We start from the raw sequence: 24469 nt of genomic DNA on the forward strand, positions 1-24469 counted from the left end.
CATGTGCGGCATAGTCGGCCTTGTCTCCTTCACCCAGGACCTCGCGCACCGCTCCGACCTGGTCGAGTCGATGCGTGGCGCGCTCGCCCTGCGCGGTCCGGACGAAGTCAGCGAGTGGTCCTCTCCGAGAGCCCTGTTCGTGCCCCGCCGGCTCGCCGTGGTCGACCTGTCGGGCGGACACCAGCCCGCCGTCGCCACCGACGCGGCGGGCCGCGAGACCGTCGTGCTCAACTACACCGGCGAGATCTTCAACTTCGCCGAGCTGCGCGAGGAACTGCGCGGCCGCGGCCATGAGTTCCGCGACCGCAGCGACACCGAGGTGGTGCTGCGCGCCTACCAGGAGTGGGGCCCGGCCTGCGCCGAACGGCTGCGCGGCATGTTCGCCTTCGCCGTGTGGGACGTACGGACCGAGGAACTCGTCCTGATCCGCGACCGGTTCGGCATCTACCCGCTGTTCTACGCCGAGACCCCGGGCGGCTTCGCCTTCGGCTCCGAACCCAAGGCGCTGTTCGCCACCGGTCTGGTCGAGCCGGTCGTGGACCGGACGGGACTGCTGGAGGCACTGTCCTTCACCCCCACCCCGGGCCTGTCGGTGTTCAAGCACACCCGGGAGGTGATCCCGGGCGAGGTCGTCCGTTACTCGCGCGCCGGCGTCAGCCGCGCCCGCTACTGGAACTTCACCCCGCGCGAGCACACCGACGACCTCGCCACCACGGAACGGACCGTGCGCGAGATGCTGGAGGACATCGTCCGGCGCCAGGTGATCTCGGACGTGCCGATCTCCTCGATGCTCTCCGGCGGCCTGGACTCCAGCGCCGTCTGCGCCCTGGTCAACCGCTCCCTCGGCGGCGGCGACCGGCTCCAGACCTTCTCCATGGAGTTCGCCTACCACCTGGAGAACTTCCGCCCCGACGAGGTGCACGACTCCCCGGACGCCCCCTACGTCGCCAAGATGGCCGCGCACCTGGGCAGTGACCACCGCGAACTGCTGGTCGACCGGGACCACCTGGCCGACCGCGAGGCCCAGGCGGCCGTGGTGCGCGCCCATGAGCGGCCCGTCGCCGGACTCGACATGTACGTGTCGCTGTACCGGCTCTCCCAGGAGGTCCGCCGCTTCTGCACGGTCACCCTCACCGGGGACGGCTCGGACGAGCTGTTCGGCGGATACATGTGGTTCCACGACCCGTTCTACGTGAAGTCCAGGACCTTCCCCTGGCTCGGCGCCTCGCACCAGATGGAGTTCCTGTCCGGGCTCCTGGACCGGGAGCTTTACCACGAGCTCGACTTCGCCGGGTACACCCAGGCCCGCTACGAGGAGGCCGTCGCCGAGGTTCCGCTGAGCGGTGAGGAGTCCGCGCACGAACGCCGGATGCGGGAGATCACGTACCTCAACATGACCCGCTATCTGCGGGTCATCCTCGACCGCAAGGACCGCCTCGGGATGGCCGCGTCCATCGAGGGCCGGGTGCCGTTCTGCGACCACGAACTCGCCGAGTACGTCTACAACGTGCCGTGGGAGATGAAGGTCGCCGACGGGCGGGAGAAGAGCCTGCTGCGGGCCGCGGTCCGTGACCTGCTGCCGGAGGCGGTCCTCCAGCGGAAGAAGTCGCCGTACCCGACCGTCCAGGACCCCGCCTACCGCACCACGCTGCGCGCCCAGCTGAAGGAGATCACCGAGCGGCCCGGGGCCCGGGTGAACGACCTGCTCGACCCCGCGCGCGTCGAGTCCGTGCTGACCGACCCCACCTACGGGCTGCGGGCAGGGGTGACCCGGATGAGCATCGAGGCGGCCGTGCAGATGGACCACTGGTTCGAGTCCGGCGTACGGGTCGAGCTCTGATGCCGCTCACCGAGCTGCTGGTCGCCGCGTGCGAGAAGTACGCGGACCGGGTCGCGGTGGTGCACGAGGACACCGAGTACACGTACGCCCGGCTGGACGCCGCCTCCGCCCGGATCGCGGCCGCGCTCGCCGAACGGGGCGTGGCGCCCGGCGCGTACGTCGGGGTGCTGGCGGGGCGCGGCTGGTGGCGGTGCGCGGCCGTGCTCGGCATCTGGCGGGCGGGAGCGGCGGTCGTCGCTCTGGACCCGGGGCTGCCGGCCGACCGCCTGGCCCGGATCATCGACGCGGCGGACGTCCGGCTGACCCTGACCGACGCCCCGGCACCCCTTGAGCTCGGTCCGGATGTGACGACGCTCGGGGCCGGGACGCTGGGCCGGACCGCGGAAGGGACGCCCGAGGGAGCCGGTCCGGGCTCGGGCGCGAGCGGGGGGCCCGCGGTCGATCGGAGCGGTCCTGTCGCCTACGTCGTCGCCACCTCCGGTTCCACGGGGACGCCCAAGTGCGTGGCGGTTCCGCCGGTGGTTCTCGAGGGGCTGGCCGGCTGGCATCTGGACGGGTGGGAGCGGGGCGAGGTGCCGCGCACGCTGCATGCCGCGTCCGTCGGGTTCGACGTCGGGTTCCAGGAGTTGGTGGCCGCCTGGGTCGCGGGCGCGCCGCTGGTCGTGGTCGACGACATCACCCGCCGCGACCCGTTCCTGCTCGCCGCCGTACTGGAGCGGTACGACATCGCCCGCGCCTTCCTGCCGGTGGCCTCCCTGCACGCGCTGGCCGTCGCGGTGCCGGTGACCGGCCATCGGCTGCCCGCGCTGCGGGAGGTCGTCGTCGCGGGCGAGCGGCTCGTCGTCAACGACGAGGTGCGCGCGCTGTTCGCGGGCCTGGACGCGACCCTGGTCAACCAGTACGGCCCCAGCGAGACGCATGTCGTCACCGAGTACCGGCTGCCGCCGGACCCGGCCGCCTGGCCCGCGCATCCGCCGCTCGGCGGCTCCGTGGCCGGCGCCGGGCTGCTGCGGCTGCGGGACGGGGTCCTCGGACCCTTCGCCGCGGGCGAGGAGGCCGAACTCGTCGTCACCGGCCGCTGCCTGGCCACGGGGTACCTCGGCGACGAGCGGCTGACCGAGGAACGGTTCCAGGAGCTGCCGTACGTCGACGGCGGCACCCGGCGCGGCTACCTCACCGGCGATCTGGTGCGCCTGGAGGACGGCCTGCTGCACTTCGTCGGCCGTATCGACGACCAGCTCAAGGTCCGCGGGTACCGCGTGGAGCCGGGCGAGGTCGAGGCCGTGCTGAGCCGGGTCCCCGGAGTGCGCCGGGTCGCCGTCGTGGGCCTCGGCACGGACCGCACGACCGCGCTGCAGGCCTACGTCGTCCCGGCGGGCGAGGACCGGGCCCCCGATGTCGGTGCGTTGCGCACCGCCTGCGCGGCCGCCCTGCCCGACTACATGGTCCCGGCCCGCTTCGTCCTCGTACCGGAGCTCCCCCTGACGGCCAACGGGAAGCTCGCCCGCCGCGAACTGCCGGACGCGGTGGGGGCGGGGGGAACGCGTGGGTGACGTGACGGAGGTGACGGACGGGCGGTCGGTCGGTGCGCCGGTGCTCGTGCGGTTGTCTCCCGCGCAGGAGGCGATGTGGCTGGAGCAGCAGTTGCATCCGGGGTCCATCAACGGTGGGTTTCTGTCGGTGCTCATCAGCGGTGGGGTGACCGCGGAGCGGGTGCGGGCGGCGTGTCTGGCCGTGTGTGAGGATCATCCGCAGCTCAGAGGGCTGGTCACGGAGGGGGCCGAGGCGCGGATGGCGATCCGTCCGGCGGCGGAGGTGCTCCAGTTCGAGGAGTTGGGGGTGGCGGCCGCACCGGGGCAGGAGCTTGCCGCGGCCCGCGACTGGTACCGGGCGCACCGGGTCGGCCCCTGGGATCTGACCACCCGCTCGCCGATCACCTTCTCCCTGCTGACGCACGGACCCGACCGGCACACCCTGGTCGTCGGCGTCCACCACATCGCCTTCGACGGGCGTTCCAAGTTCGTCTTCGCCCGCCAGTTCCTGCGCGCCCTCGCCACCGGCCCCCGCCCCTCGCGCGAGAACCACGCCCTGCCCGAACACCCGGCGATCGACGAGGAGCTGGACGACGTCGTCCAGTACTGGCTGACCGCCGGTCTGCTCGACCTGCCCGGTCTGGTCCTGCCCCGCTCCGCCGGCACCGCCGAGGACGCCGCGGTACGGCCGACGCCCCGTTTCGACCTGCCCGCCGAGCACTGCGCCCGGCTGCGCGAGCTCACCCGGCGGACGGGCGTCAGCTTCTTCACCGGCCTGGTGGCCTGCGCCGCAGCGGTCCTGCACGGGTACGGCAACCGCCGTTTCGTCCTGGGCATCCCGGTGGACACCAGCGTGCCCGAGACCCGGGACCACATCGGCCTCCAGATCAACGTCGTGCCGTGTCTGATGGAGGTGACACCCGAGACGACGTTCCGGGACCTGCTGGCGGCCGCCGGGGAGGCGCTCGGCCTCGTCCACCGCCATCGCCGGGTCCCGTTCAGCTGGGTCCTGCGCGAACTGCGCCGACGGCACGGCGTGGACGTCAGCCAGGGCGCCTTCGACCGGATCGGCGTGTCCTATCCGTCGGTCGCGCGCGATCTGGGCGAGGTGGCGGGGCTGGAGTTCGACTGGGACTTCTTCGCGCCCAACTCGACGCGGTCCTTCGACCTCATCCTGCAACTGCGCCGCGAGGGCGACGCCGCCTACGGACGGCTCGACTTCACCCCGGCCGCCCTCGACCAGGCCGGCGCGCGGCGCCTCACGGCCGACTTCACCCGTCTGCTCGGCGCCCTCACGGAGCGGCCCGACGCCCCGCTGCACACCTTCGCCGAGTCCCACGTACGTCCCGCCGAGGACCCCGTACCGGACGGCGACACCGACACCCTGCCGCCCACCGCGCGCGGGTCGTTCCCCGAACTCGCCGCCGCGGCGGCGACCGGCCCGGCGGTCACCCCGGTCGTGCACTGTCCCGTCGAGCAGTTCCTGCCGACGCCCGCGGTCGCCGCGTACCGAAGTGCGGGCGGGCGCGTCCTGCTGGACGTCGTCGACCCCGCCCTCGGGCGGCTCGGCGTGTGCGACTGGCGGGCGCAGGACCCGTACGGCATCCGGCTCACCGACCCGGCGCCCGGCCGCCCGCTGCGGGTGACCGACCCCGAGGGGCGCACCCTGCCCCGGGGGATCGCGGGGCTGCTGGGCGTCGGCGACGACCCGCGTCCCGGCGGGTTCCGTGCCTGGATCGACGCGGACGGCCGGGTCCGGCTGCTGGGCACCGCGGACCAGGTGCGGCAGTGGGTCGGGCGCACCCTGGACCGTGCCGAGGCCGAGACGGTGCTCGCCGCGCTGCCCGGTGTCCAGGAGGCCGCGGTCGTGACCGGCGACGGCGGGGCGCTGCGGGTCCGGGCCGCCGTGGTGCCGACCGCGGGCACCGACCCCGACCCCCGTGTGTGGCGCCGTGCCGTGCGCCGCGCCTGGCCCGCGGGCTGGCCCCCGCCCATCGTGCACGTCCTCGACCGGCTGCCCCGGCTGGCGTCCGGGCGGGTCGACGGCGTCGCGCTCGCGGCGGCGCTGGAGAAGTGACGTACCGGCCATGACGTACGCGAGGAAATGAGCCCCGGGCGGCCCGCGCCGCCGCCCGGGACCCGTCAGTCCGTCAGCCCCAGCAGATGCAGCTGCTCGCGGGCCTCGGGTATGTCGAACGCGCCCACCGACTCGCACAGCCCCAGCGTGTGCCGGCCCGCGTCCCGTACGCCGGCCGCGAGGATCTCCTCGCGATAGCAGTCGCGCAGCACCTCCTCGGCCAGGTCGGCGCTCACGCCGGCCGTGTGCAGGGCCGACCGCACCGGGTCGAGGTCCGGGCGCAGACAGTCGTTGACGAAGTGCGGCATCGCGCACGCCACCTTGACGCGCGTCGCCGGGGACAGGCTCGCCCACAGTTCCTTGAAGTAGCGGGTGAAGTAGGCGTGGTGGTGCACCTCGTCGCGGACGTGGTCGCCCACGACCTCGCGCACCACCCGGAACACCGTCTCGTCGCGGGGGATCCGCGCCAGCATCCGTGTCACCACGGTCTCGAAGGCGACGACCTGGAGGATGTGGGCCAACGAGCCCTGGTCCGGCAGGAATTCGTGGCCCGTACGGTCCAGGCGGGCCATGCGCGGTGCGAAGTCGTACGGCAGTACCGGCACCGCCGTGGTCTTCTCCACCTGTTGCACCACGTCCAGGCTGAACAGGGCGTGGTAGGCCTCGTCGCTGTAGATCTTGAACGCGTCCAGCCGGGCACCGGGCCCGAGGTCGACGTCGGTCTCGCCGTGCGCCACCATCGCCGCCCCCCGGTTGACCACCTTGGTCTCCAGGTGCGAGGTGAACAGCATGTACTGGTAGAAGTGCTGGGTGAGCAGCGCCTGCCGGGTGTCCGCCCCCAGGCCGGCCAGTCCCTCGTGGTGCAGATGCGGGACCAGATGCTCGGGGAACACCTTCAGTCCGGCCTCGCGATCCTCCTGGAGCATCCGGCGCGGGCCGCCGCGCACCCCGGCGTTCTCGTACCAGTCGGCGGCGACGCGGGGCTCCGTCATGACCGTCCTGTTCGCTCGGTGAACGCCGCCGCGACCTGCTCCACCGCGGGGGACGCGAGCACCTCGATGTGCGTCCCGGGCACCCGGCACAGCTCCAGCGCTCCGCCGAGCCCCTCCCAGCTCGCGGCCAGCGCCTCCGGGTAGCCGGCCGGGTTGTCCGCGCACAGGAAGAGCTGGAGGGGTGCGGTGGTCTTCGCCGGGGCGCACTCGGCCACCAGGCCGAGCAGCCGGGACCAGTCCTCCAGCATGCGGGCGGCCTGGTCCGCGGGTGTGTCGCGCAGGAGGTCCAGGTCGACGCCGAAGCGCCGCATGAGCAGCCGTTGCCCGGCGGTGGTCCCGAGGACACCGGTGCCGTCCCGGAGCACCGAACCGGCGAGCGCGAGCAGTTCCGCGGAGGTGGCGGACATGCGCTCGGCGTCCTCGGCGGTGCGCTGGGCGAGGGAGTCCAGGAGGGCCACCAGGACGACGTCGTGGCCGAGTTCGGTGAGCCGGTCGGCGACAGAGTGGGCCAGGACACCGCCGAGCGACCAGCCCAGCAGGGCGATCCGGCGGCCGGGCAGGGCGTCGGCCAGGGTGGTGGCGTACCGGTCGACGAGGTCCGCGTAGGCGGTGTCGTCGGGGTGGGCGCCCGCGACCCGCTCCAGGCCGACCACCTCGGTGTGCTCGGGCAGGAGACCGACCAGGGGCGCGTAGCACATGAGGGTGCCGCCGACCGGGTGGATCAGGGCCACCGCCACGTCCGCCGGGTCGCCCGCGGGAGTGCGCAGACGCACCAGACCGGCGGGGTCGGCGGTGCCGTCCCCGTCCTCGGCGAGGGCCCGGGCCAGGGCGGCCACGGTCGGGTTGTTCATGAACACGCCGACGCCGAGCGGGCGGCCCAGCTCCTCGGCGACCCGTGCCACCAGCCGGACCGCCAGCAGCGACTGGCCGCCGTAGTCGAAGAAGTTGTCGTAGCGACCGAGTCCCGGCACGCCGAGGAGCTCCTCGAAGAGCTCCACCAGCCGTCGTTCGACGGCATCGCGCGGAGCGTCGTCGGCGGTCTCCTCCGGCGTCCCCTCGGCCGGTTCGGGCACGGCGGCCAGCGCGGCCGGATCGGGGCGGCCGTCCGCCCCGGTGGGGACCTCGTCCCGTACGACGACCCGCTGCGGCAGCAGATGCGCCGGCACCCGGGCCTGCAGATGGGCCGACAGCTCGCGCGCCGCGGGCGGTTCGACGCCCGGGCGCGGCACGGCACAGGCGACGAGCTGCTCACCGCTCCCGTCCTCGGCGGCGGGCAGCCGCACCACGGCGGCGGCCAGCACACCCGGATGAGCCTCCAGGGCCGCCTCGACGGGGTCGCGCCACAGCTCGAACCGTCCGTCCGCGGCGAACCGGCCGCGCTCCCCGGTCGGCACCGGACGCCCGTCCGCCGGGTCCGCGGTGTGCACGGCGCCGTGGAAGCCGAGCGGCAGCGGCCGCCCCCGTCCGTCCAGCACCTGCCGGCCGCTCGCGGTGCTCAGCTCCCGCACCCGCGCCCGCTCCTCGGCGTCCATCAGGTCGATGTCGCCGACCGGCGCGTCCGGGTCCGCCAGCAGCCCGCCGAGCAGCCGCAGGAACACCGCGGTCAGCCGTTCGGCCGTGGCCCGGGAGAACCGCTGCGCGCTGTAGGCGAAGTCGCCCTTGAGCACCCCGTACTCGTGCAGCAGGGTCAGCGCCAGATCGAAGTGCGAGGTCGGCCACGGGAACGGCAGCGGCTCCACGGTCAGGCCCGGCAGGCTCCAGTCCTGCTCGACCTTGCGCCGGTTGAAGACCAGCGCCACCTGGAACAGCGGGTTGCGGGTGGACTCCCGGGACGGCCGGACCGCGTCCACGACCGTCTCGAAGGGCACGTGCTGGCGTTGCAGACCCTCCAGCACGGTCCGCCGGGACGCCTTGAGCAGCGCCGCGAAGGTCTGCCCGGGGTCGACCGTGCCGCGCAGCACGACCGTGTTCTGGAAGAAGCCCACGGTCTGGGCGAACCGCTCGTCGACCCGGCCGCTCATCGGCGTGCCCACGGCGATGTCCTCGGCGCCGGTCCACCGGTGCAGCAGCACCAGCAGCGCGGCGTGGAACACCATGAACTCCGAGACCCGGTGGGCGCGGCTCACCTCGGCGACGCGCGCCGAGACGGCCTCGGGCACGGTGAAGCCGACCCGGTCACCGGTGAACAGGCCGTGGTCCTCGGGGACATGCTCCTCGGGCAGCGGCAGTACCGGCAGCCCGGCCAGCCGCTCCCGCCAGAAGCCGAGGCCCTTCGGGTCGGGCTCGGCCAGCAGTCCGGCGCAGAACTCGGCGTACTCGTGCTCGGGGCCCGTGCCGGGCACGGCGGCGGGGTCCTCGTAGAGCCGGTACAGTTCGCCGGCCAGCGCGGTCGCCGCGATCTCGTCGATGATCAGGTGGTGGAAGCACAGCGACACCGCGTGCTCCTCGCCACCGAGCTCCACCACGTCCACCCGCATCAGGGGACCGCGCACCACATCGAAGGGCCGGCCCGCATACCGCACCACCTCCGCGGCCGCCCGGGTCAGGTCCGCGCCCGGCAGCGAGGTCCAGTTCACCTCGACCCGGGGCGCCGCGTCCGCGGGGTGGATCAGCTGGAGCACCTGCCCGTCGCTCTCCCGCACCGTCAGCCGCAGCGCCTGATGCCGGGTCACCAGCACGTCCACCGCTCGCTGGAGCCGCTCACGGTCCAGACCGCCGCGCACCCGCAGCACGATCGGCACGTTGTACACCGCGCTGTCCGGAGCCAGACAGTGCAGGAAGTACACGCCTCGCTGCTGGGGTGTCAGAGGCAGCACCACGGGGGCGCCGGTCATGGGGTTCTCCTTCGGAAGGTGCGGGCGCGGCGGTACGTCACTCCGCGGCGGCGGGCGCGGAGTGCGGCTGCGCGGGGGTGGGCCGCGGCGCGGCGGGGAAGCCGCGCATCCGCAGGGCGAGGTAGCCGGAGCCGCCCAGGACCAGGACGGTCATCACGCCCAGCAGCACCCGGAAGTCGACGCTCGCCACCAGCGCGGCGCTGGTGAACACGGCCAGCACCTGGGGCGCGGTCGCGAGCATGCTCGCCGCCGAGGCGACCCGGCCCTGGAGCCGGTCGGGGGAGTTGCGCTGCACGGAGGTGTACAGGCCGACGACCGCGCCGGGGATGCCCAGGCCGATCACGAAGACACCCGCCAGCGCCGCCACCACGCCGGGCAGGACGAGCAGGGCGCAGCCCAGGCCCATCGTGCCGAGCCCGAACACGGTCAGCATCGCCTCCCGGCCCGGCCCCATCCGCTTGAGCACCCGCACCCCGGCGAGGCCGCCCAGCACCGAGCCGACGCCCTTGACGACGGTGAGCACCCCGACGAACGACGCGCTGCGATGCAGACCCTCGTCGGCGACGGCGTAGATCAGCGTCTCGATGAAGCCGAAGCCCAGCAGGCCGAGCCCCATGGCCACGGAGACCGCGCGCAGCTGCGGGGTGCGTCCCAGATGCCGTACGCCGGCCAGGAGTTCCTGGGCGAGCTTGCCGTCGGGCCGCTGCGGCTCGGGCTCGTCGACCTTCACCGCCAGCACGCACAGGGCGCACGCCAGGAACGTCACCACTTCCAGACCGGCCACGGCACGCGGCCCGACCCAGGTGTACAGCGCCGCGCCGACGGCGGGCGCGACGAGCATGCCGCCCTCCTGGAGCGTGCGCATCAGCGCGTTGGTGGGGCCCAGTTCCTCGGCCGGCACCAGGCGGGTGAGCAGTGCGCTGCCCGCCGCGTTGTGCATGCCGACGCCCAGGCCGATGCCGAACAGCACCAGGTACAGCAGCCACGCCTGGTCCTTGTCGTGGACCAGGAAGGCCAGGCACACCCAGCCGGCCAGCGCGAAGTTGATCAGCGCGATCAGTGGCCGGCGCCGGTAGCGGTCCACGACCAGTCCGAGGAACGGGGCGCCGAGGCGGGGCAGCACATAGGCGGCGAAGGCCAGTCCGGCCGCGCCGTTGGAATCCGTCAGGTCCTTCATCCAGATGCCGAGCGCGATCCACAGCGCGGCATCGCCGAACAGCGAGACGGATGTCCCGGCCAGCCACAGCCGTACGTTCCGCCTGTTCGGAGCGGGCGCCGGCGCTCCGCTCCCGGCGGTCTCAGAGCCGGTCGCCATGTGCCTTCTCCAGTTCCGTGACGAGCTCCCCGATCGTGGGGTGGTCGAACACCGTCAGTACGTCGATCGCGACACCGAGCCGCTGTTCCAGCAGGGCGGTGAGCCGGGTGGCCACCAGGGAGTCGCCGCCCAGGTCGAAGAAGTCGTCGTCGGGCCCGATCCCGTCGATGCCGAGCACCTCGGTCCAGACCGCGGTGACGGTGTCCGTGAGCCGGTCGCGCACCTCAGACATAGTTCTCCTTACGTCGCCAGTCGGGGGTCGGCAGGGCGTTCCGGTCGACCTTGCCGTTGGCGGTCACGGGCAGCGCGTCGACGGCCGCGAAGAGCGTCGGCACCATGTACTCGGGCAGCTCGCGCCGGAGTCGGGCGCGCAGTGCGCGGCGGTCCAGCGGGCCGGTGAGGGTGACCCAGGCGACCAGCTTCGGATCGCCCACGAGATTGGTGCGTACGCCCACCGCGGCCTGGCCGATGGGCGGGCACTCCGCGAGCAGGTTCTCGATCTCGCCGGGTTCCACGCGGTGGCCGAGCAGCTTGACCTGGCCGTCGATCCGGCCGAGGAACTCGTGGACGCCGTCGGCCCGTTGGCGGGCCAGGTCGCCGGTGCGGTACCAGGTGCGGCCGTCGGCGTCGGTGACGAACCGCTCGGCGGTCAGGTCGGGGCGGCGCCAGTAGCCGGGGCCCACGCCTGCCCCCGCGATCCACAGTTCGCCCTCGGCGCCCTCGGGCACGACTGCCCCGGAGTCGTCCCGCAGTTGGGCCTCGGTGCCCTGGACGGGGACGCCGATCGGGACCGAGCGGGGGAACTCCTCGTCCGGCGCGATCCGGTGGCACAGCGAGAAGGTGGTGGCCTCGGTCGGGCCGTAGCCGTTGACGATCCGCACGTCAGGGGCGGCCGCGCGAAGTCGCCGGACGTGTTCGACGGACAGCACGTCACCACCCGCCAGCAGGACGCGCAGCGAGCTCAACGACCCGGCGTCGAAGTCGATCTGACGGTGGAACAGCGCCGCGGTCAGCCACAGAACCGTGATGCCCCGCTCCCGCAGCAGCCCGCCCAGGCCGTCCGCACCGAGCGGCCCGGCCGGCGCCATCTCCAGCCGGGCGCCGTTCAGCAGGGCGCCCCAGATCTCGAAGGTCGCCGCGTCGAAGGCGACCGGGGCGAGCTGGAGGAGCCGGTCGTGGCCGTCCAGGGTGACGTAGTTCGGCTCGTGAACGAGGTTCAGCACGGCCCGGTGCGGCACGAGCACGCCCTTCGGGCGGCCGGTGGAGCCGGAGGTGTACATGACGCAGGCGACGTCTTCGGGCGCGGTTCGCTGGGCGGGAGCGTCGGCGTCCGCGCGGTGCCCGGCAAGGGGTACGGAGACGCCGAGGGCCGGCGGGGACACGGGTACGTCGAGGGGCGTCCGTGCCGCCGTATCCGTCGGCGTCTCGCCGGACCGGCCGACCAGCAGCACCGGCACCTCGTGCGCCGCCAGCACCCCGGCACCCACCTCGTCGCACAGCGCCAGCCGTACCTCCGCGTCCGCGACGATGCCCGCCAGCCGGGCCGGCGCCTCCCCGAGGTCCACTGGGAGATACGCCGCCGAAGCCTTGAGGATCGCGAGCAGGCCGACGACCAGCGACACCGACCGCTCCAGGCACACCAGCACCCGGTCACCGGGCACCACCCCGCACGCGACGAGCGCGTCCGCCCACGCGTCCGAGCGACGGTCCAGCTCACCGTAGGTCAGCGCCTCACCCACACCGCCGACGGCAACCGCCTCCGGCGCCCGCGCGACCTGACGACAAAAGGCCTCGGGGATGCTGAGGTACGGGGTGGTCATGTGCGCTCCACCTGCTCGGTGTGGTCGTGGAAGGGCCGCGGCCGGTTCTCGTCCGGGGCGGTGACGGTGAGCGGTCCCGGTGTCCCGGTCGGCCGGTGGCGGAAGGTCTCGGGGGCGCTGTCGGCGTGCGGGGTGGTCACGGTCGGGACACCTGGCCGGCGTGGTCGCGGAAGAGGCGCAGTCGGGGCTCGCCGATGCGCTCCCGCAGGCCCGGGTCCTGTACGCCCTGGCCCTCCGCGGTCGCCAGGTTCAGCAGGCCCACCTTGCCCTCGTGGGCGTTGAGCTGTACCGAGCGGGTGGCCTCCGCGGCCTGGGTCAGTCGGAAGACGCGGGAGAGAGCGGGCACGACCATGCCGAGGCGCAGCAGCCGGTTCGCCTCCCACGCCTCGTCGATGTTGGCGCCGTGGCTGCCGATGACCCGCTTGAGCTTCATCCACAGATAGCGGTTGTCGTAGACGTGCCGGTACCCGCTGCTGGACCCGCAGGTCACCACCACACCACCGCGCCGCACCACGTTCACCGAGGTCTCGAAGGTGGACCTGCCGACGTGCTCGAAGGCGACGTGCGGGTCCTCGCCGAGCTCCTTGCGGATGACCGAACCCAGCGCCCGCCACGCGGAGGCGTCGTCCTCGTCGTCGCCGAGCCCCACGTCGTTGCGGTCGACGACGACATGGCAGCCCAGCCGGTCCACCAGGTCGGCCTTGTCCCGCGAGCCGACGACCCCGACGGCGATCCCGCCGGCCTGCCGCACCAGCTGCACGGCGTAGCTGCCGAGCCCGCCCGCCGCACCCCAGACCAGCACGATGTCCCCGGCCCTGATCCGGGCGCCGTGGTCACCGATCAGCATCCGGTAGGAGGTGCCGAGGCACAGCGTGTTGCAGGCGGCCTCCTCCCACGACAGATGCGGCGGCATCGGCACGAGCTGCGAGGCGCGGGCCACGGCGAAGTCGCCGAACGCGCCGAAGTTGGTCTCGAACCCCCAGGCGAGCATGCCCGTGGTCAACATCCCGTCCCGCTGGGCGACGGGATCCTGCTCGTCGATGTACGGCGGGTTCACCACCACCCGGTCACCCGGGGACCAGTGCCGTACGGCACTGCCCACCCGGACCACCACACCGGCCGCGTCGGACCCGACGACCTGGTAGTCGCGGTCGTGCCGCGCCTCCCAGCGGCCCTCGCGGGCGAACCGGCCCAGGAACCCGAAGGTCGACATCGGCTCGTACAGCGCGGACCAGACGGTGTTGTAGTTGACGGCGGACGCCATCACCGCGACCAGCACCTCGTCCGGCGCCAGCTCCGGCATGGGCACCTCGCCGAGGTGCAGGGTGCGCCGTACGTCCTTGTCGCGGCTGTCGATCCCCTTGAACAGGTCCTCGTCCTCGCGGCGCAGGAAGACCGCGCGATAGGACTCCGGTACGGGGCAGGCCAGTATTTCGTCCGGGTCCGCGCCGTGCCGGACCGCCTCGATCAGTTGAGACATCAGTGCAACTCCGCTGGGGTGGGGGAGTGTCAGGAAAGGGACGGTGCCGAGGGGTCGTCGGCCGGTCGCATGGCGGTACAGAGCTGCCCGATGGTGGCCCGCCGCCGGACCGCCTCGATCAGGGCCGGCAGGACGTTGCGGCCGGCCCGGGCGTCGTCCCGCAGTCTGGTCAACTCGGTTTCGCAGTCCGGGCGTTCGATGTCACGGCGGCCACCGGTCGTGGTGTGGGCCTCGGTCTGGAGCAGTTGGCGCTCGGACTCCGAGGGCGAGGTCTCCAGCACCCCCACGGTGGGCCCGGGGTCGCGGTAGGCGAGCTCCTCGATCTGGCCCTCCAGCCAGCCGCTGCGGATACAGGCCGCCACACCGCCGCGCGCCTCGATGCGCTCCAGCCAGTCGTCGACCTCCTTGCCCAGCTCGTCGACGAGGCCCTCGATCACATGGGAGCCGCCGAGCGGGTCGGCGTAGCGGGCCAGGTCCGTCTCGTGGGCGATGATCTGCTGGGTGCGCAGGGCGATCCGGGCGCCGAGCGGGCCGGGTGTCTGCACGGCCTCGTCGAAGCTGCACACATGCAGCGACTGGGTGCCGCCGAGGACGGCGGCGACCGCCTGCAGGGTGGCCCGGACGATGTTGTTGAGCGGTTCCTGGTAGGCGAGGGCCGAGCCGAAGGTGTTGACCTGTGCGCGCAGCCGCATCGCCCGCGGTGAGGTCACGCCCCAGCGGTCCCGCATCCGCTCCGCGTACCGGCGGCGGGCGACCCGCAGCTTGGCGGCCTCCTTCAGCACCTCCATGTCGGTGCCGAAGATGAAGCTGAACCGGGACGCGACCCGCTCCGCGGAGTGCCCGCGCTCGACCATCCCGGCGAGATAGGCGTCCACGCTCGCCAGCGCACAGGCGACCTCCAGCGCGGCGTCCGCCCCGGCCTCCCGGGCATGCCCGCCGGAGACCGAGATGGGGTTGACGCCGGGGAGGTGCTCCATGCAGTACTCGACGACGTCGAGGGCGTAGCGCACGCTGGTGTCGAGGTCGTACACGTACGCCTTGCGGGCGAGGAACTCCTTGAGCATCTCGTTCTGGAGGGTGCCGCGCAGGGCGGCGGGGTCCACGTCCGACTCCTCGGCGGCCACGATCCACATCGCGAGCAGCATCGGGGCGGTGGCGTTGATGGTGAACGAGACCGAGACCCGGTCGAGCGGGATCTCCTTGAACACGGTCTTCAGGTCGTCCACCGTGGCGACGGAGACCCCGGTGCGTCCCACCTCGCCGTCGGCGGCGGGGGCGTCGGGGTCCAGGCCGAGCTGGGTCGGCAGGTCGAAGGCGAGCGACAGGCCCGTCTCACCCATCTCCAGCAGGTATCGGAAACGGCTGTTGGTGCTCTCGGCGCTGTAGAGGCCCGCGAGCTGTCGCATGGTCCACAGCCGGGTCGTGTATCCGCCCGGGTGCAGTCCTGCGTCGTAGGGGAACTCGCCCGGTATGCCCATGCATCATTCCTGGGGTGCGTCCTGGATCGTGTCCAGGACCGATATGGCGAATTCGCGCAATTCCGGGTATTCGAAGATGTTGAGCAACGGGATGTCCGCGCCGAAGCGGGTGCGCAGTGCCGCCACTATCCGGGTGGCGACCAGGGAGTCGACGCCCAGTTCCAGAAGATTGTCGTCGAGATGTACTTCGGGGACATTCAGGGCCTCTGCCGTCACGGCGAGTACGGCGGCCTCGACCTCGGCAAGGGTGACCGAAGCAATGGACATTCCGTCATCCGTTTCTGCCCGTGGTGCCGTGCGTGGGCACGGAGGAACGGGGGTCAATTACCTGGTGGGGGTGCTGGTTTCCTGCATCAACCTAGAAGTCCGCGCGCCGCGGCAGCAACAGGTTCCGGGCGCCAAAGTCGGCAGCAACCTGCCACCCCGGGCCCTGGTGCGGACCCGGGTGCGCTGTCAGGTCGCGGACACCAGGCCGTACTCCGCGGCCCTGATCCCCGCCTCGAAACGGGTGCTGACGTCAAGGGACTTGAGGATGGCGGCCACATGACGACGGTAGGTGCGCACGGACACGTTCATCTGCCGGGCCGCCGTGTCGTCCTTCATGCCGGAGCCGAGCATCTGCAACACCTGGCGCTGGATCTCGTCCAGGTGCAGCTCACGGACGTCGCGCGGCGAGGTCAGGCCCTCGGCGTGGCCCCACAGCACCTGCTGGAACTGGAGCAGGGCGGCCGTGGCCTCCCGGCGGGCGAGCAGGATCTGCAGCCGGCCGTCCGGCGCCATGGTGCGCACCAGGCCGAGCTCGGTACCCAGCAGGGCCAGGTCGGGCAACGGGGCGTCGGTGACGCGCAGTTGCACCTGCCGTGCCCTGGCGCCGCCCGGCAGCACGCGGGAGCGGGGGTCGGTCATGACGCCGCGGTCCGCCAGCAGTCGCAGGCTGTGTCCGCGGGTGAGGATCTCGGTGCGGATCAGGCGCGAGAAATCGGAGAGCGGGTGATGCATCGTCTCGACGGCGAAGCGTCCGGTCAGCTGTGTGAAGCCCCGGGTGTGCGGTGCTTCGGCGAACGCGCTGCGAAGAACTCCGCAGACGGCGTCGGTGTGTACCGGGTGCACCAGTTCGAAATCATCGAGACCCGAATAGGTTTCGGTGGCGCGCGTGTGCTGCTGGACATCGGCTATGTGTATGGACATGGCCCCCCCGGGTCTCAAATTCCATCCTTGATCGAAAGGCTGGTCATCTGACTCACGCACCGCGGCAGGGGTGTTGCCCCCGCTTTGAAGTGATCTTGAGGGTACGTCAAGCGGCCTTATTCAGTCGATAGTTCGAATGCCGCATATCGGATTCCCGCATTAAATGACTGCTACTTTTCACGCCTATGGGGATGCCTTTGAAGTCTGCGGGTCGGCGGTGGAGTGCGCGCCGAACCTCAACTACCCTTCGTGTCGACCTGATTACCTTGAGCAAGACGAAGGCGGCAGCAGCAATGGCCCGACACGCGTCCTCCTCCACCCCCACCGCCCAGCGCGCGCTGGCCGCCCTCGCGACCGCGGGCGTGGCCCTGGGCGCAGGAGCGGCGACGGCCTCCGCGGACACCGACCCGGTCGTCGACGTGATACGCACCCGCCCCACCTCGCTGGGCGACATCGACCCGCAGGCCGGCCTCCAGGGCCTGACCAGCACGGTCGGCTATGTCACCGGCCCGGTCAGCGGCCTCAAGCCCAACCCCCTCGCCGGCACCGGCGTCGACCCCCTCGACAACGGCCTCGGCACCCAGCTCGCCGACTTCCAGCCCCTGGCCACCCAGGCGCTGACCGGCCCGGTGGCGCAGGCCCAGTCCATCGGCAGCATCCCGGTGGTCGGCCAGGCCGTGGGGCTCCTCAACAACGGCTGACGGTACGCAGAGAGCCGCGTCTTCCCAGGACGGTGGGAAGGCGCGGCTCTCCGGTCTGTGGTGGCCGTCAGTAGGACGAGCCGGACGCGCCCAGCGAACCCGTCGGGTGCCAGACGGTCTTCGTCTCCAGGAACGCCGTCATCCGGTCGATCCCCGGAGTCACCGAATAATCCACAGCCTGTGGACGAAGAACCCGCTTCAGGTTGTCCGCGGCCGCGATCTCCAGCTCCTTCGCCAGTACGTCATCGGCGCCCGCCAGATCGATCGCGTTGACGTCCTGGTGCGCGGCCAGCGGCGCCGCGATCTCCGCCGTACGGCCGGACAGGACGTTGACGACGCCGCCGGGCAGGTCGGAGGTGGCCAGCACCTCGCCCAGGGACAGGGCGGGCAGCGGGGCCTTCTCGGACGCGATCACGATCGCCGTGTTGCCGGTCGCGATCACCGGGGCGACGACCGAGACCAGGCCCAGGAAGGACGACTCCTGCGGGGCCAGGACCGTGACCACGCCGGTCGGCTCCGGGGTGGAGAGGTTGAAGAACGGACCCGCCACCGGGTTGCCGCCACCGACCACCTGGGCGATCTTGTCGGTCCAGCCCGCGTACCAGACCCAGCGGTCGATCGTCGCGTCGACGGCAGCGGCCGCCTTCGACTTCGACAGCCCCTCGGCGTCGGCCACTTCGCGCACGAACTGCTCGCGGCGGCCCTCCAGCATCTCCGCGACGCGGTAGAGGATCTGACCCCGGTTGTAGGCCGTCGCGCCCGACCATCCGCCGAACGCCTTGCGCGCGGCGACCACCGCGTCACGGGCGTCCTTACGGGACGAAAGCGGCGCGTTCGCCAGCCAGTTGCCCTTCGCGTCGCTCACCTCGTACACCCGGCCGCTCTCGGAACGCGGGAACTTCCCGCCGACGTACAGCTTGTAGGTCTTGAAGACCGACAGCCGATCAAAACGGTCCGTCTTCTCGTTCTTCTCAGACATCGAGGTACGCCTCCAGGCCGTGGCGACCGCCCTCGCGGCCGAAGCCCGACTCCTTGTAACCGCCGAACGGCGAGGTCGGGTCGAACTTGTTGAACGTGTTGGACCAGATCACGCCCGCGCGCAGCTTGCCCGCGACGGCGAGGATCCGCGAACCCTTCTCCGTCCAGATGCCCGCCGACAGGCCGTACTGGCTGTTGTTGGCCTTGGCGACGGCCTCGTCCGGCGTACGGAAGCTCAGGACCGAAAGGACCGGGCCGAAGATCTCGTCGCGGGCGATGGTGTGCGCCTGGGTGACGTTCGTGAAGAGCGTCGGGGCGAACCAGTAGCCGGAGGACGGGAGTTCACAGGCCGGGGACCAGCGCTCGGCGCCCTCCGCCTCGCCCGCCTCGACGAGCGAGGTGATCCGGGACAGCTGCTCCGCGGAGTTGATCGCGCCGATGTCCGTGTTCTTGTCCAGCGGGTCGCCGAGCCGGAGGGTGGAGAGCCTGCGCTTCAGCAAGTCCAGCAGCTCGTCCTGGATCGACTCCTGGACCAGCAGCCGGGAGCCCGCGCAGCAGACCTGGCCCTGGTTGAAGAAGATGCCGGTGACGATGCCCTCGACGGCCTGGTCGATCGGGGCGTCGTCGAAGACGATGTTGGCGCCCTTGCCGCCCAGTTCGAGGGTGACCTTCTTGTTCGTGCCCGCCACCTGGCGCGCGATCGCCTTGCCGACCGCGGTCGAACCGGTGAAGGCCACCTTGTTCACATCGGGGTGCTCGACGAGGGCCGCGCCCGTGTCGCCGTAACCCGGAAGGATGTTGACGACACCCTTGGGCAGACCGGCCTGGCGGCAGATGTCCGCGAAGAACAGGGCCGACAGGGGGGTGGTCTCCGCCGGCTTCAGTACGACCGTGTTGCCGGTCGCGAGTGCCGGGGCGATCTTCCACGCCAGCATCAGCAGCGGGAAGTTCCACGGGATGACCTGACCGGCGACACCCAGCGGACGCGGATTGGCACCGAAGCCCGCGTGGTCGAGCTTGTCGGCCCAGCCCGCGTAGTAGAAGAAGTGCGCGGCGACCAGGGGGAGGTCGGCGTCGCGGGTCTCCTTGATGGGCTTGCCGTTGTCCAGGGTCTCCAGGACGGCCAGTTCGCGGCTGCGCTCCTGGATGATCCGGGCGATGCGGAACAGGTACTTGGCGCGCTCGGCGCCGGGCAGCGCCGACCACTTCTCGAAGGCCTTGCGGGCGGCCCTCACCGCACGGTCGACGTCCGCCTCGCCCGCCTGGGCGATCTCGGAGAGGACCTCCTCGGTGGCGGGGGAGACGGTCTTGAAGACCTTGCCGTCCGCCGCCTCCACGAACTCGCCGTCGATGAACAGCCCGTAGGAGGGCGCGATGTCGACGACCGAGCGGGACTCGGGTGCCGGTGCGTACTCGAATGCAGATGCCATGTGGATCAGTCCACCGTCACGTAGTCGGGGCCGGAGTAACGGCCGGTGGCCAGCTTCTGACGCTGCATCAGCAGGTCGTTCAGGAGCGAGGAGGCGCCGAAGCGGAACCAGTGGTTGTCCAGCCAGTCCTCGCCGACGGTCTCGTTGACCAGAACCAGGAACTTGATGGCGTCCTTGGTGGTGCGGATGCCGCCGGCCGGCTTCACACCGATCTGGACGCCGGTCCGGGCGCGGAAGTCGCGGACGGCCTCCAGCATGAGGAGGGTGTTCGCGGGGGTCGCGTTCACCGCCACCTTGCCGGTCGACGTCTTGATGAAGTCGGCCCCGGCCAGCATGCCGAGCCAGCTCGCGCGGCGGATGTTGTCGTACGTCGAGAGCTCGCCGGTCTCGAAGATGACCTTCAGACGGGCGCTGGTCCCGCAGGCCTCCTTCACGGCGGTGATCTCGTCGTACACCTTCATGTAGTGGCCCGCGAGGAACGCCCCGCGGTCGATGACCATGTCGATCTCGTCCGCGCCCGCGGCGACGGCGTCGCGCACGTCGGCGAGCTTCACCGGCAGGGCGGCGCGGCCCGCCGGGAAGGCGGTGGCGACCGAGGCGACCTTCACGGAGGAGCCGGCGACGGCCTCCTTCGCGGCGGCCACCATGTCGGGATAGACACAGACGGCCGCGGTCGCGGGGGCCGTACGGTCGGTCGGGTCGGGGCGGACCGCCTTGGCGCCGAGCGCCCGGACCTTGCCCGGGGTGTCCGCGCCTTCCAGCGTCGTCAGGTCGACCATCGAGATGGCGAGGTCGATGGCGTACGCCTTGGCGGTCGTCTTGATGGAACGGGTGCCGAGAGAGGCGGCGCGCGCCTCCAGGCCGACCGCGTCGACGCCGGGCAGCCCGTGGAGGAAGCCACGCAGCGTGCTGTCGGACGCGGCGACATCCGTAAGCGGGTGTGCGGGAGATGCAGTGGTGGGCATGGTCACCAGCCGAGCATATCTACGCGCGTAGCGGCTGTACACCCCGAAAGAACGGTTCCTCGGAACGCAGGGGATCCGCACCCACCCAGGGGCGCGGGGAACTGCGCGAGCAACCACGGACGAACCTGCACCCGCGCACTCGGCGGCCCCCCACGGCGAGAAGGCGAACAACTGAGGCACAATCGCCCGCATGACGACCAAGGACCGCATCTACCGCTCACCCGCAGGCATCGCCGGAGGCGCCCTGCTGCTCGCCATCGTCCTCTGGCTCGGCATCGACGCCCTGGTCCAGGGCGAGGACCGCACCCCCTGGCTGGCACTCGCCTCGATGATCCTCGCCGTCCCGCTGATCGTCGCCTTCACCGTCCGCCCCGCCGTCTACGCCAACGAGGACCGCCTGCGCATCCGCAACCCGTTCCGGGTGATCGTGCTGCCCTGGGGGCAGGCCGCTTCGCTGCGGTCCGGTTACTCCAATGAGGTCGTCGCCGAGTCCGGCGACAAGTTCCAGCTGTGGGCCGTCCCGGTGTCGCTGCGCGCCCGCAAGAGGGCGGCGCGCAAGGACGCGCGCGCCGAACGCGGCGGTGGCGCCGGGCTGCGGCTCGGCTTCGGCGGCGGCGGTGCCGCGCCCGCCCCCGCCCCCGACGCCGGGCCCGCCCGGGCCGAGACCGACAAGATCATGGACGACCTGCGCGAGTTCATGGAGACGCGGGGGACGGCGGAGAGCGCGCAGGGCGAGGTGACCGTGCGCTGGGCGTACGAGATCTTCGCGCCGGTGGTCGCGGGAGCGGTACTGCTGGTGATCTTGATCGCAACGGCCTGAGGCGCCTGTCCTTTCACAGTTTCCGGGGTGATGATGCGGCCTCACCTCGGCGTGCCGCCCCGAACAAGGACCCGAGGACTGCAACCACACCTGTGGTCCGAGTGTCTGGAAGACAATGAGCACGAACCTCCAGCGGCCGCTGCCGCTGCCCGCCTCCGCGATACCCGACGGCTGCCTCCCCTGGGACGGGGAACAGACACAGCGGTGGACACAGGCCCTGCCGGCCCGGTGGGTGCCGGTGCGGCTCGACACGGGCGTGCTCGTCGGGGTGGCGCTGGCCGGTCTGCTCGGCTCCGGCGCCCTGGCCCTGTCCACCGACCTGAGCCCGTGGGCCGCGGCCGTCGTCGCGCTCCACGCGATCTGGCCGGCGGTACGGCCCGAGGTCGTACGGGTCTCGGTGCCGGTTCTGCTCTTCCTGGTCCCCCTCCAGCAGCCGCTGACGTGGGCGGTGACCCTGCCCGTGCTCGCGGTCCTGCTCTCGGCCTGGGCGCTCGCCATGCTGCGGCTCGTCGCGCGCGGGCGGCAGCGGGCGGCAGCCCTGGCGGCGGCCGGCGGGGCGACGGCCGTACCGCCGGACGAGGGCAAGACGTTCCGGCGGGGCAAGCTCCTCGCCTGGTTCGGGCTGGCCGTGACGGCGGCCGGTGCCGCGGGGGTCGCGACGTTCGGGCTCGGAGACGGCCACGTGCTTGCGGCGACGGGCCTCTACGTGATCGGGCTCGGCCTCACCGCCGTCCTCTCCGGGCTCCTCGGCCGCCGCCGCGCCGCCGTCCTGCGCGGCGCACCCGCCCCCGTCCTCCGCGTGCTCGTACGGGAGAACGCCGACGTGGACACCGAGGTCTACGCGGCCGACGACCTGGGCGCGCTGCGCCCCCTGTTCACCGTCTCGATGTCGGAGCCGGAGGACGAGGGCGAGCCCTTCTTCGAGAAAGCGGACGACGACGACTTCGACGAGGAGGCGGCCGAGGCGGAGATGCGGGAGGCCCTCGACCGGATCGACGACGAGGAGCCCGGCCCCCTGCGCGAGGCCGTCCTGTACGGCACGCCCTACGACGGCGCCGAGATCCTCCTCGTCAGCGCCGACGAGGAGCCCGGCGAGCCGCCGCTGATCGAGCGGTCGCAAGGCCCCGTACGGCCGCTGTCGGACCGGTTCGGACGCAGCCGCATCGTGGGCGAGAAGCGGGCGGGGACCCGTAAGACGGCGTACCGGGAACTGGGCCGGCTGGCCGCCGAGGCGGCGGTCGCCCAGCTCGGCTCGGGGGCCGTGCGGCGGTGGCGCGCGGGGTGGCTGGACCGGCTCACCGCCGTGGTGGTGATCCTGTGGTTCCTCCCGATCGCCCTGGACGAGTCCGGCTGGTTCTGGCGCTACGTCCTTGTCGGCAGCGTGGCTCTGGGCGGCGCCCTGCTGCTTTCCGACCGGCTCGGCTGGACCATCACCGCCGACCGCGAGGGCCTCTGGTTCAGAGGGCTCCGCCGCATCCACCACATCGCCTGGGACGACATCCGCGTCGTCCGCTGCAAGGGCGCCGAGCTGAAGATCGACAGCCGCCGGGCCGGCTTCCGCACCTGGACGATGCACGGCACCCGCTGGCCGAAGCTGGAGCTGCGGCGGGGCTGGATCCACCCCTACGAGCGCACCGCCGCCGAGATCACCGCGATGTGGGAGGACCCCGCGCTGCGGCCGACCGTCTCGGCGACCGAGCGGGAGCGGGGACGCCCGCTGTGGCCGCTCGCCCTCGCCCAGGTGGTGGTCTTCACGGCGGCCCTGGTGCTGCTGCCGTGACGGACGGGCCGGGCCGGTAGCCGCCGCGGGGCGTCACGGCGCCCCCGGCCACACCAGGGCCATGTACGCGCCCCAGTACACCGAGCCCGCCACCGCCGCCGTGAGGACGAGGACGCGGTGGCGACGGGCGGCGTGGGAGAGCCGCAGGGCCAGGGGCAGCAGGAGCGGGAAGGCCGGCAGGAGGTAGCGGGCCCGCGGGAAGTAGACGCCGCCGCTGGTCAGGACGATGAGCAGCGTCACGCCCGTGAAGACCAGCAGGCACAGGGGCTGACGGTCGCGCACCGACAGCGCGAACAGCGCCACCGAGGCGATCAGCACCAGGGTCACCAGTACCAGGAACAGATGCGGCGTCGAGTCCCGCACCAGCAGCTGGCGGATCTCCCGCAGGGTCCGCCGGCCGCCGTCCATCTCGTTGCTCCACACCCGCTGTTCGGCGAAGTAGCCGTCCCAGCGGCCCACCCGCAGGCCCACCCAGGCGATGTACCCGCACCAGCCGAGCGGGGCCAGGAGAGCGGCCGTGAGCGCGCGCACGGAGAAGCCGCGGCGCAGGGACAGCAGGGCCGTCACGGTGACCGCGGCCGCCAGCGCGATGCCGGTCGGGCGGGTCAGACCCGCGAGCACGGCCAGCGTGCCCGCCCACAGCCAGCGGCGGGTGAGCACCGCGTACAGCGACCAGGCCGCGCACGCGGTGAACAGGGACTCGGTGTAGCCCATCCACTGCACCAGGCCGACCGGGAACGCGGCCCACAGAACGGTGGCCAGAACCCCGACCCGGCGGCCGTACAGCCGGTCGCCCACCGCGAACACCCCCCAGGCCGCGACGAAGGACGCGGCGACGGCGAGGCACAGACCGGTGGTGGCTCGGGTGCCGGGGGTGACGGCCGCGACCGCCTTGACCAGGACCGGGTAGAGCGGGAAGAACGCCAGGTTGCTTCCCTCGGTGCCGACCTCCCGGGCGTACCCGTGGTCGGCGATGCCGAGGTACCACTTCGCGTCCCACTGCCGCGCCAGGATCGGCCACAGACCGTGGTCCTGGTGATGGGCCCACAGCGCGAGGAACAGCAGGCCCGCGAGCCGTACGGCGACGAAGGCGCCGAGGGCCGGGGCCGCGCGGCGCAGGGCGTGGACGGCGGGGTGCGGGCGGGACGCGGTCTCGGGTCGCCGGCTGCCCGGGATGCTGCCGCCGGGGGCGGTTTCGGGGGCGGTCGAGGACACGGGGGCGGCTCCGGGGCTCGGCGG

Annotated in this window: 20 protein-coding genes; 6 read left to right on the forward strand and 14 right to left on the reverse strand. The window is 72.3% G+C overall.

All coding sequences use genetic code 11. The features are described 5' to 3' along the window. Position 1 precedes the first annotated feature (1 nt). The 3 genes from asnB to OHU89_RS31190 are packed head-to-tail and all read left to right on the forward strand — an operon-like array spanning position 2 to position 5449. A complete protein-coding gene (asnB, locus tag OHU89_RS31180) occupies positions 2-1840 on the forward strand; it encodes an asparagine synthase (glutamine-hydrolyzing) (RefSeq protein ID WP_405647779.1) in 1839 nt (612 codons plus the stop codon). Further along, positions 1840-3393 carry an AMP-binding protein gene (locus OHU89_RS31185; RefSeq protein ID WP_405647781.1) on the forward strand — a complete coding sequence of 518 codons (1554 nt, stop codon included), beginning with the start codon at positions 1840-1842 and terminating at the stop codon, positions 3391-3393. The genes asnB and OHU89_RS31185 overlap by 1 nt, the downstream gene beginning before the upstream one ends. Beyond that, the gene (locus tag OHU89_RS31190; RefSeq protein WP_405647783.1) at positions 3386-5449 is read left to right on the forward strand and encodes a condensation domain-containing protein; all 2064 of its coding nucleotides are present in this window, start codon (positions 3386-3388) and stop codon (positions 5447-5449) included. Before OHU89_RS31185 ends, OHU89_RS31190 begins: the two co-directional genes overlap by 8 nt. 65 nt (positions 5450-5514) lie before the next feature. On the opposite strand, the gene OHU89_RS31195 is transcribed toward OHU89_RS31190, so the two are convergent. The 10 genes from OHU89_RS31195 to OHU89_RS31240 all read right to left on the reverse strand — a co-directional run bounded on the left by OHU89_RS31195 (position 5515) and on the right by OHU89_RS31240 (position 16556). Next, on the reverse strand, positions 5515-6441 hold the full coding sequence (locus tag OHU89_RS31195) for a diiron oxygenase (protein ID WP_405647785.1): 927 nt from the start codon (positions 6439-6441) through the stop codon (positions 5515-5517). Next, complete coding sequence (locus OHU89_RS31200) at positions 6438-9275, reverse strand: condensation domain-containing protein (RefSeq protein WP_405647786.1); 2838 nt, start codon at positions 9273-9275, stop codon at positions 6438-6440. The genes OHU89_RS31195 and OHU89_RS31200 overlap by 4 nt, the downstream gene beginning before the upstream one ends. Before the next feature lie 37 nt (positions 9276-9312). Beyond that, on the reverse strand, positions 9313-10590 hold the full coding sequence (locus OHU89_RS31205) for an MFS transporter (protein ID WP_405647788.1): 1278 nt from the start codon (positions 10588-10590) through the stop codon (positions 9313-9315). Then, complete coding sequence (locus OHU89_RS31210; RefSeq protein WP_405647790.1) at positions 10574-10822, reverse strand: acyl carrier protein; 249 nt, start codon at positions 10820-10822, stop codon at positions 10574-10576. Before OHU89_RS31210 ends, OHU89_RS31205 begins: the two co-directional genes overlap by 17 nt. Then, positions 10815-12410 carry an amino acid adenylation domain-containing protein gene (locus tag OHU89_RS31215; protein ID WP_405647792.1) on the reverse strand — a complete coding sequence of 532 codons (1596 nt, stop codon included), beginning with the start codon at positions 12408-12410 and terminating at the stop codon, positions 10815-10817. Before OHU89_RS31215 ends, OHU89_RS31210 begins: the two co-directional genes overlap by 8 nt. Then, complete coding sequence (locus tag OHU89_RS31220) at positions 12407-12550, reverse strand: hypothetical protein (protein ID WP_405647794.1); 144 nt, start codon at positions 12548-12550, stop codon at positions 12407-12409. The genes OHU89_RS31215 and OHU89_RS31220 overlap by 4 nt, the downstream gene beginning before the upstream one ends. Then, a complete protein-coding gene (gene ccrA / locus OHU89_RS31225; RefSeq protein WP_405647796.1) occupies positions 12547-13890 on the reverse strand; it encodes a crotonyl-CoA carboxylase/reductase in 1344 nt (447 codons plus the stop codon). The genes OHU89_RS31220 and ccrA overlap by 4 nt, the downstream gene beginning before the upstream one ends. Positions 13891-13919: 29 nt before the next feature. Next, entirely contained in the window at positions 13920-15368 is a 1449-nt protein-coding gene (locus OHU89_RS31230; RefSeq protein WP_405647798.1) for a methylmalonyl-CoA mutase family protein, read from the reverse strand. A gap of 3 nt (positions 15369-15371) precedes the next feature. Next, a complete protein-coding gene (locus OHU89_RS31235; RefSeq protein ID WP_266888735.1) occupies positions 15372-15635 on the reverse strand; it encodes a phosphopantetheine-binding protein in 264 nt (87 codons plus the stop codon). 186 nt (positions 15636-15821) lie between these two features. Further along, on the reverse strand, positions 15822-16556 hold the full coding sequence (locus OHU89_RS31240) for a response regulator transcription factor (protein WP_405647801.1): 735 nt from the start codon (positions 16554-16556) through the stop codon (positions 15822-15824). A 293-nt stretch (positions 16557-16849) separates the two neighbouring features. Between OHU89_RS31240 and OHU89_RS31245 the strand changes: the two genes are divergently transcribed. Beyond that, positions 16850-17257 carry a hypothetical protein gene (locus OHU89_RS31245; RefSeq protein WP_405654728.1) on the forward strand — a complete coding sequence of 136 codons (408 nt, stop codon included), beginning with the start codon at positions 16850-16852 and terminating at the stop codon, positions 17255-17257. A 67-nt stretch (positions 17258-17324) separates the two neighbouring features. Here OHU89_RS31245 and OHU89_RS31250 read toward each other — a convergent pair whose 3' ends face one another. From OHU89_RS31250 to deoC, 3 genes are read right to left on the reverse strand one after another with little or no spacing between them, the layout of a single operon-like run. Then, positions 17325-18236, reverse strand: a complete 912-nt coding sequence (locus OHU89_RS31250) for an aldehyde dehydrogenase family protein (RefSeq protein WP_405647803.1) — start codon at positions 18234-18236, stop codon at positions 17325-17327. Beyond that, positions 18229-19665: an aldehyde dehydrogenase family protein gene (locus tag OHU89_RS31255; protein ID WP_405647806.1), complete on the reverse strand. Its 1437-nt coding sequence runs from the start codon at positions 19663-19665 to the stop codon at positions 18229-18231. The genes OHU89_RS31250 and OHU89_RS31255 overlap by 8 nt, the downstream gene beginning before the upstream one ends. 5 nt (positions 19666-19670) lie before the next feature. Next, positions 19671-20636, reverse strand: coding sequence for a deoxyribose-phosphate aldolase (gene deoC, locus OHU89_RS31260; RefSeq protein WP_405647808.1), 966 nt, complete (start codon positions 20634-20636; stop codon positions 19671-19673). 184 nt (positions 20637-20820) lie between these two features. Here deoC and OHU89_RS31265 point away from each other — a divergent pair, with 184 nt between their 5' ends. Then, positions 20821-21450: a PH domain-containing protein gene (locus OHU89_RS31265; protein ID WP_405647810.1), complete on the forward strand. Its 630-nt coding sequence runs from the start codon at positions 20821-20823 to the stop codon at positions 21448-21450. Between the two features lie 115 nt (positions 21451-21565). After that, positions 21566-23230 (forward strand): hypothetical protein, encoded by a 1665-nt coding sequence (locus OHU89_RS31270; RefSeq protein WP_405647812.1) that lies wholly within the window; start codon positions 21566-21568, stop codon positions 23228-23230. Between the two features lie 33 nt (positions 23231-23263). Here OHU89_RS31270 and OHU89_RS31275 read toward each other — a convergent pair whose 3' ends face one another. After that, positions 23264-24445 (reverse strand): hypothetical protein, encoded by a 1182-nt coding sequence (locus tag OHU89_RS31275; protein WP_405647814.1) that lies wholly within the window; start codon positions 24443-24445, stop codon positions 23264-23266. Positions 24446-24469 lie beyond the last annotated feature (24 nt).

The sequence above is a fragment of the Streptomyces sp. NBC_00019 genome, assembly GCF_045041015.1.
GTDB lineage: Bacteria > Actinomycetota > Actinomycetes > Streptomycetales > Streptomycetaceae > Streptomyces.

What these genes read in the sequence shown, in the direction of transcription:
- OHU89_RS31250 (WP_405647803.1), bottom strand. Translation starts at nt 18,236, where the DNA reads ATGTCTGAGAAGAACGAGAAGACGGACCGTTTTGATCGGCTGTCGGTC.
- OHU89_RS31205 (WP_405647788.1), bottom strand. Translation starts at nt 10,590, where the DNA reads ATGGCGACCGGCTCTGAGACCGCCGGGAGCGGAGCGCCGGCGCCCGCT.
- OHU89_RS31210 (WP_405647790.1), bottom strand. Translation starts at nt 10,822, where the DNA reads ATGTCTGAGGTGCGCGACCGGCTCACGGACACCGTCACCGCGGTCTGG.
- ccrA (WP_405647796.1), bottom strand. Translation starts at nt 13,890, where the DNA reads ATGTCTCAACTGATCGAGGCGGTCCGGCACGGCGCGGACCCGGACGAA.
- OHU89_RS31270 (WP_405647812.1), top strand. Translation starts at nt 21,566, where the DNA reads ATGAGCACGAACCTCCAGCGGCCGCTGCCGCTGCCCGCCTCCGCGATA.
- OHU89_RS31230 (WP_405647798.1), bottom strand. Translation starts at nt 15,368, where the DNA reads ATGGGCATACCGGGCGAGTTCCCCTACGACGCAGGACTGCACCCGGGC.
- OHU89_RS31240 (WP_405647801.1), bottom strand. Translation starts at nt 16,556, where the DNA reads ATGTCCATACACATAGCCGATGTCCAGCAGCACACGCGCGCCACCGAA.
- OHU89_RS31215 (WP_405647792.1), bottom strand. Translation starts at nt 12,410, where the DNA reads ATGACCACCCCGTACCTCAGCATCCCCGAGGCCTTTTGTCGTCAGGTC.
- OHU89_RS31265 (WP_405647810.1), top strand. Translation starts at nt 20,821, where the DNA reads ATGACGACCAAGGACCGCATCTACCGCTCACCCGCAGGCATCGCCGGA.
- OHU89_RS31185 (WP_405647781.1), top strand. Translation starts at nt 1,840, where the DNA reads ATGCCGCTCACCGAGCTGCTGGTCGCCGCGTGCGAGAAGTACGCGGAC.
- OHU89_RS31255 (WP_405647806.1), bottom strand. Translation starts at nt 19,665, where the DNA reads ATGGCATCTGCATTCGAGTACGCACCGGCACCCGAGTCCCGCTCGGTC.
- OHU89_RS31200 (WP_405647786.1), bottom strand. Translation starts at nt 9,275, where the DNA reads ATGACCGGCGCCCCCGTGGTGCTGCCTCTGACACCCCAGCAGCGAGGC.
- OHU89_RS31245 (WP_405654728.1), top strand. Translation starts at nt 16,850, where the DNA reads ATGGCCCGACACGCGTCCTCCTCCACCCCCACCGCCCAGCGCGCGCTG.
- OHU89_RS31235 (WP_266888735.1), bottom strand. Translation starts at nt 15,635, where the DNA reads ATGTCCATTGCTTCGGTCACCCTTGCCGAGGTCGAGGCCGCCGTACTC.
- OHU89_RS31195 (WP_405647785.1), bottom strand. Translation starts at nt 6,441, where the DNA reads ATGACGGAGCCCCGCGTCGCCGCCGACTGGTACGAGAACGCCGGGGTG.
- asnB (WP_405647779.1), top strand. Translation starts at nt 2, where the DNA reads ATGTGCGGCATAGTCGGCCTTGTCTCCTTCACCCAGGACCTCGCGCAC.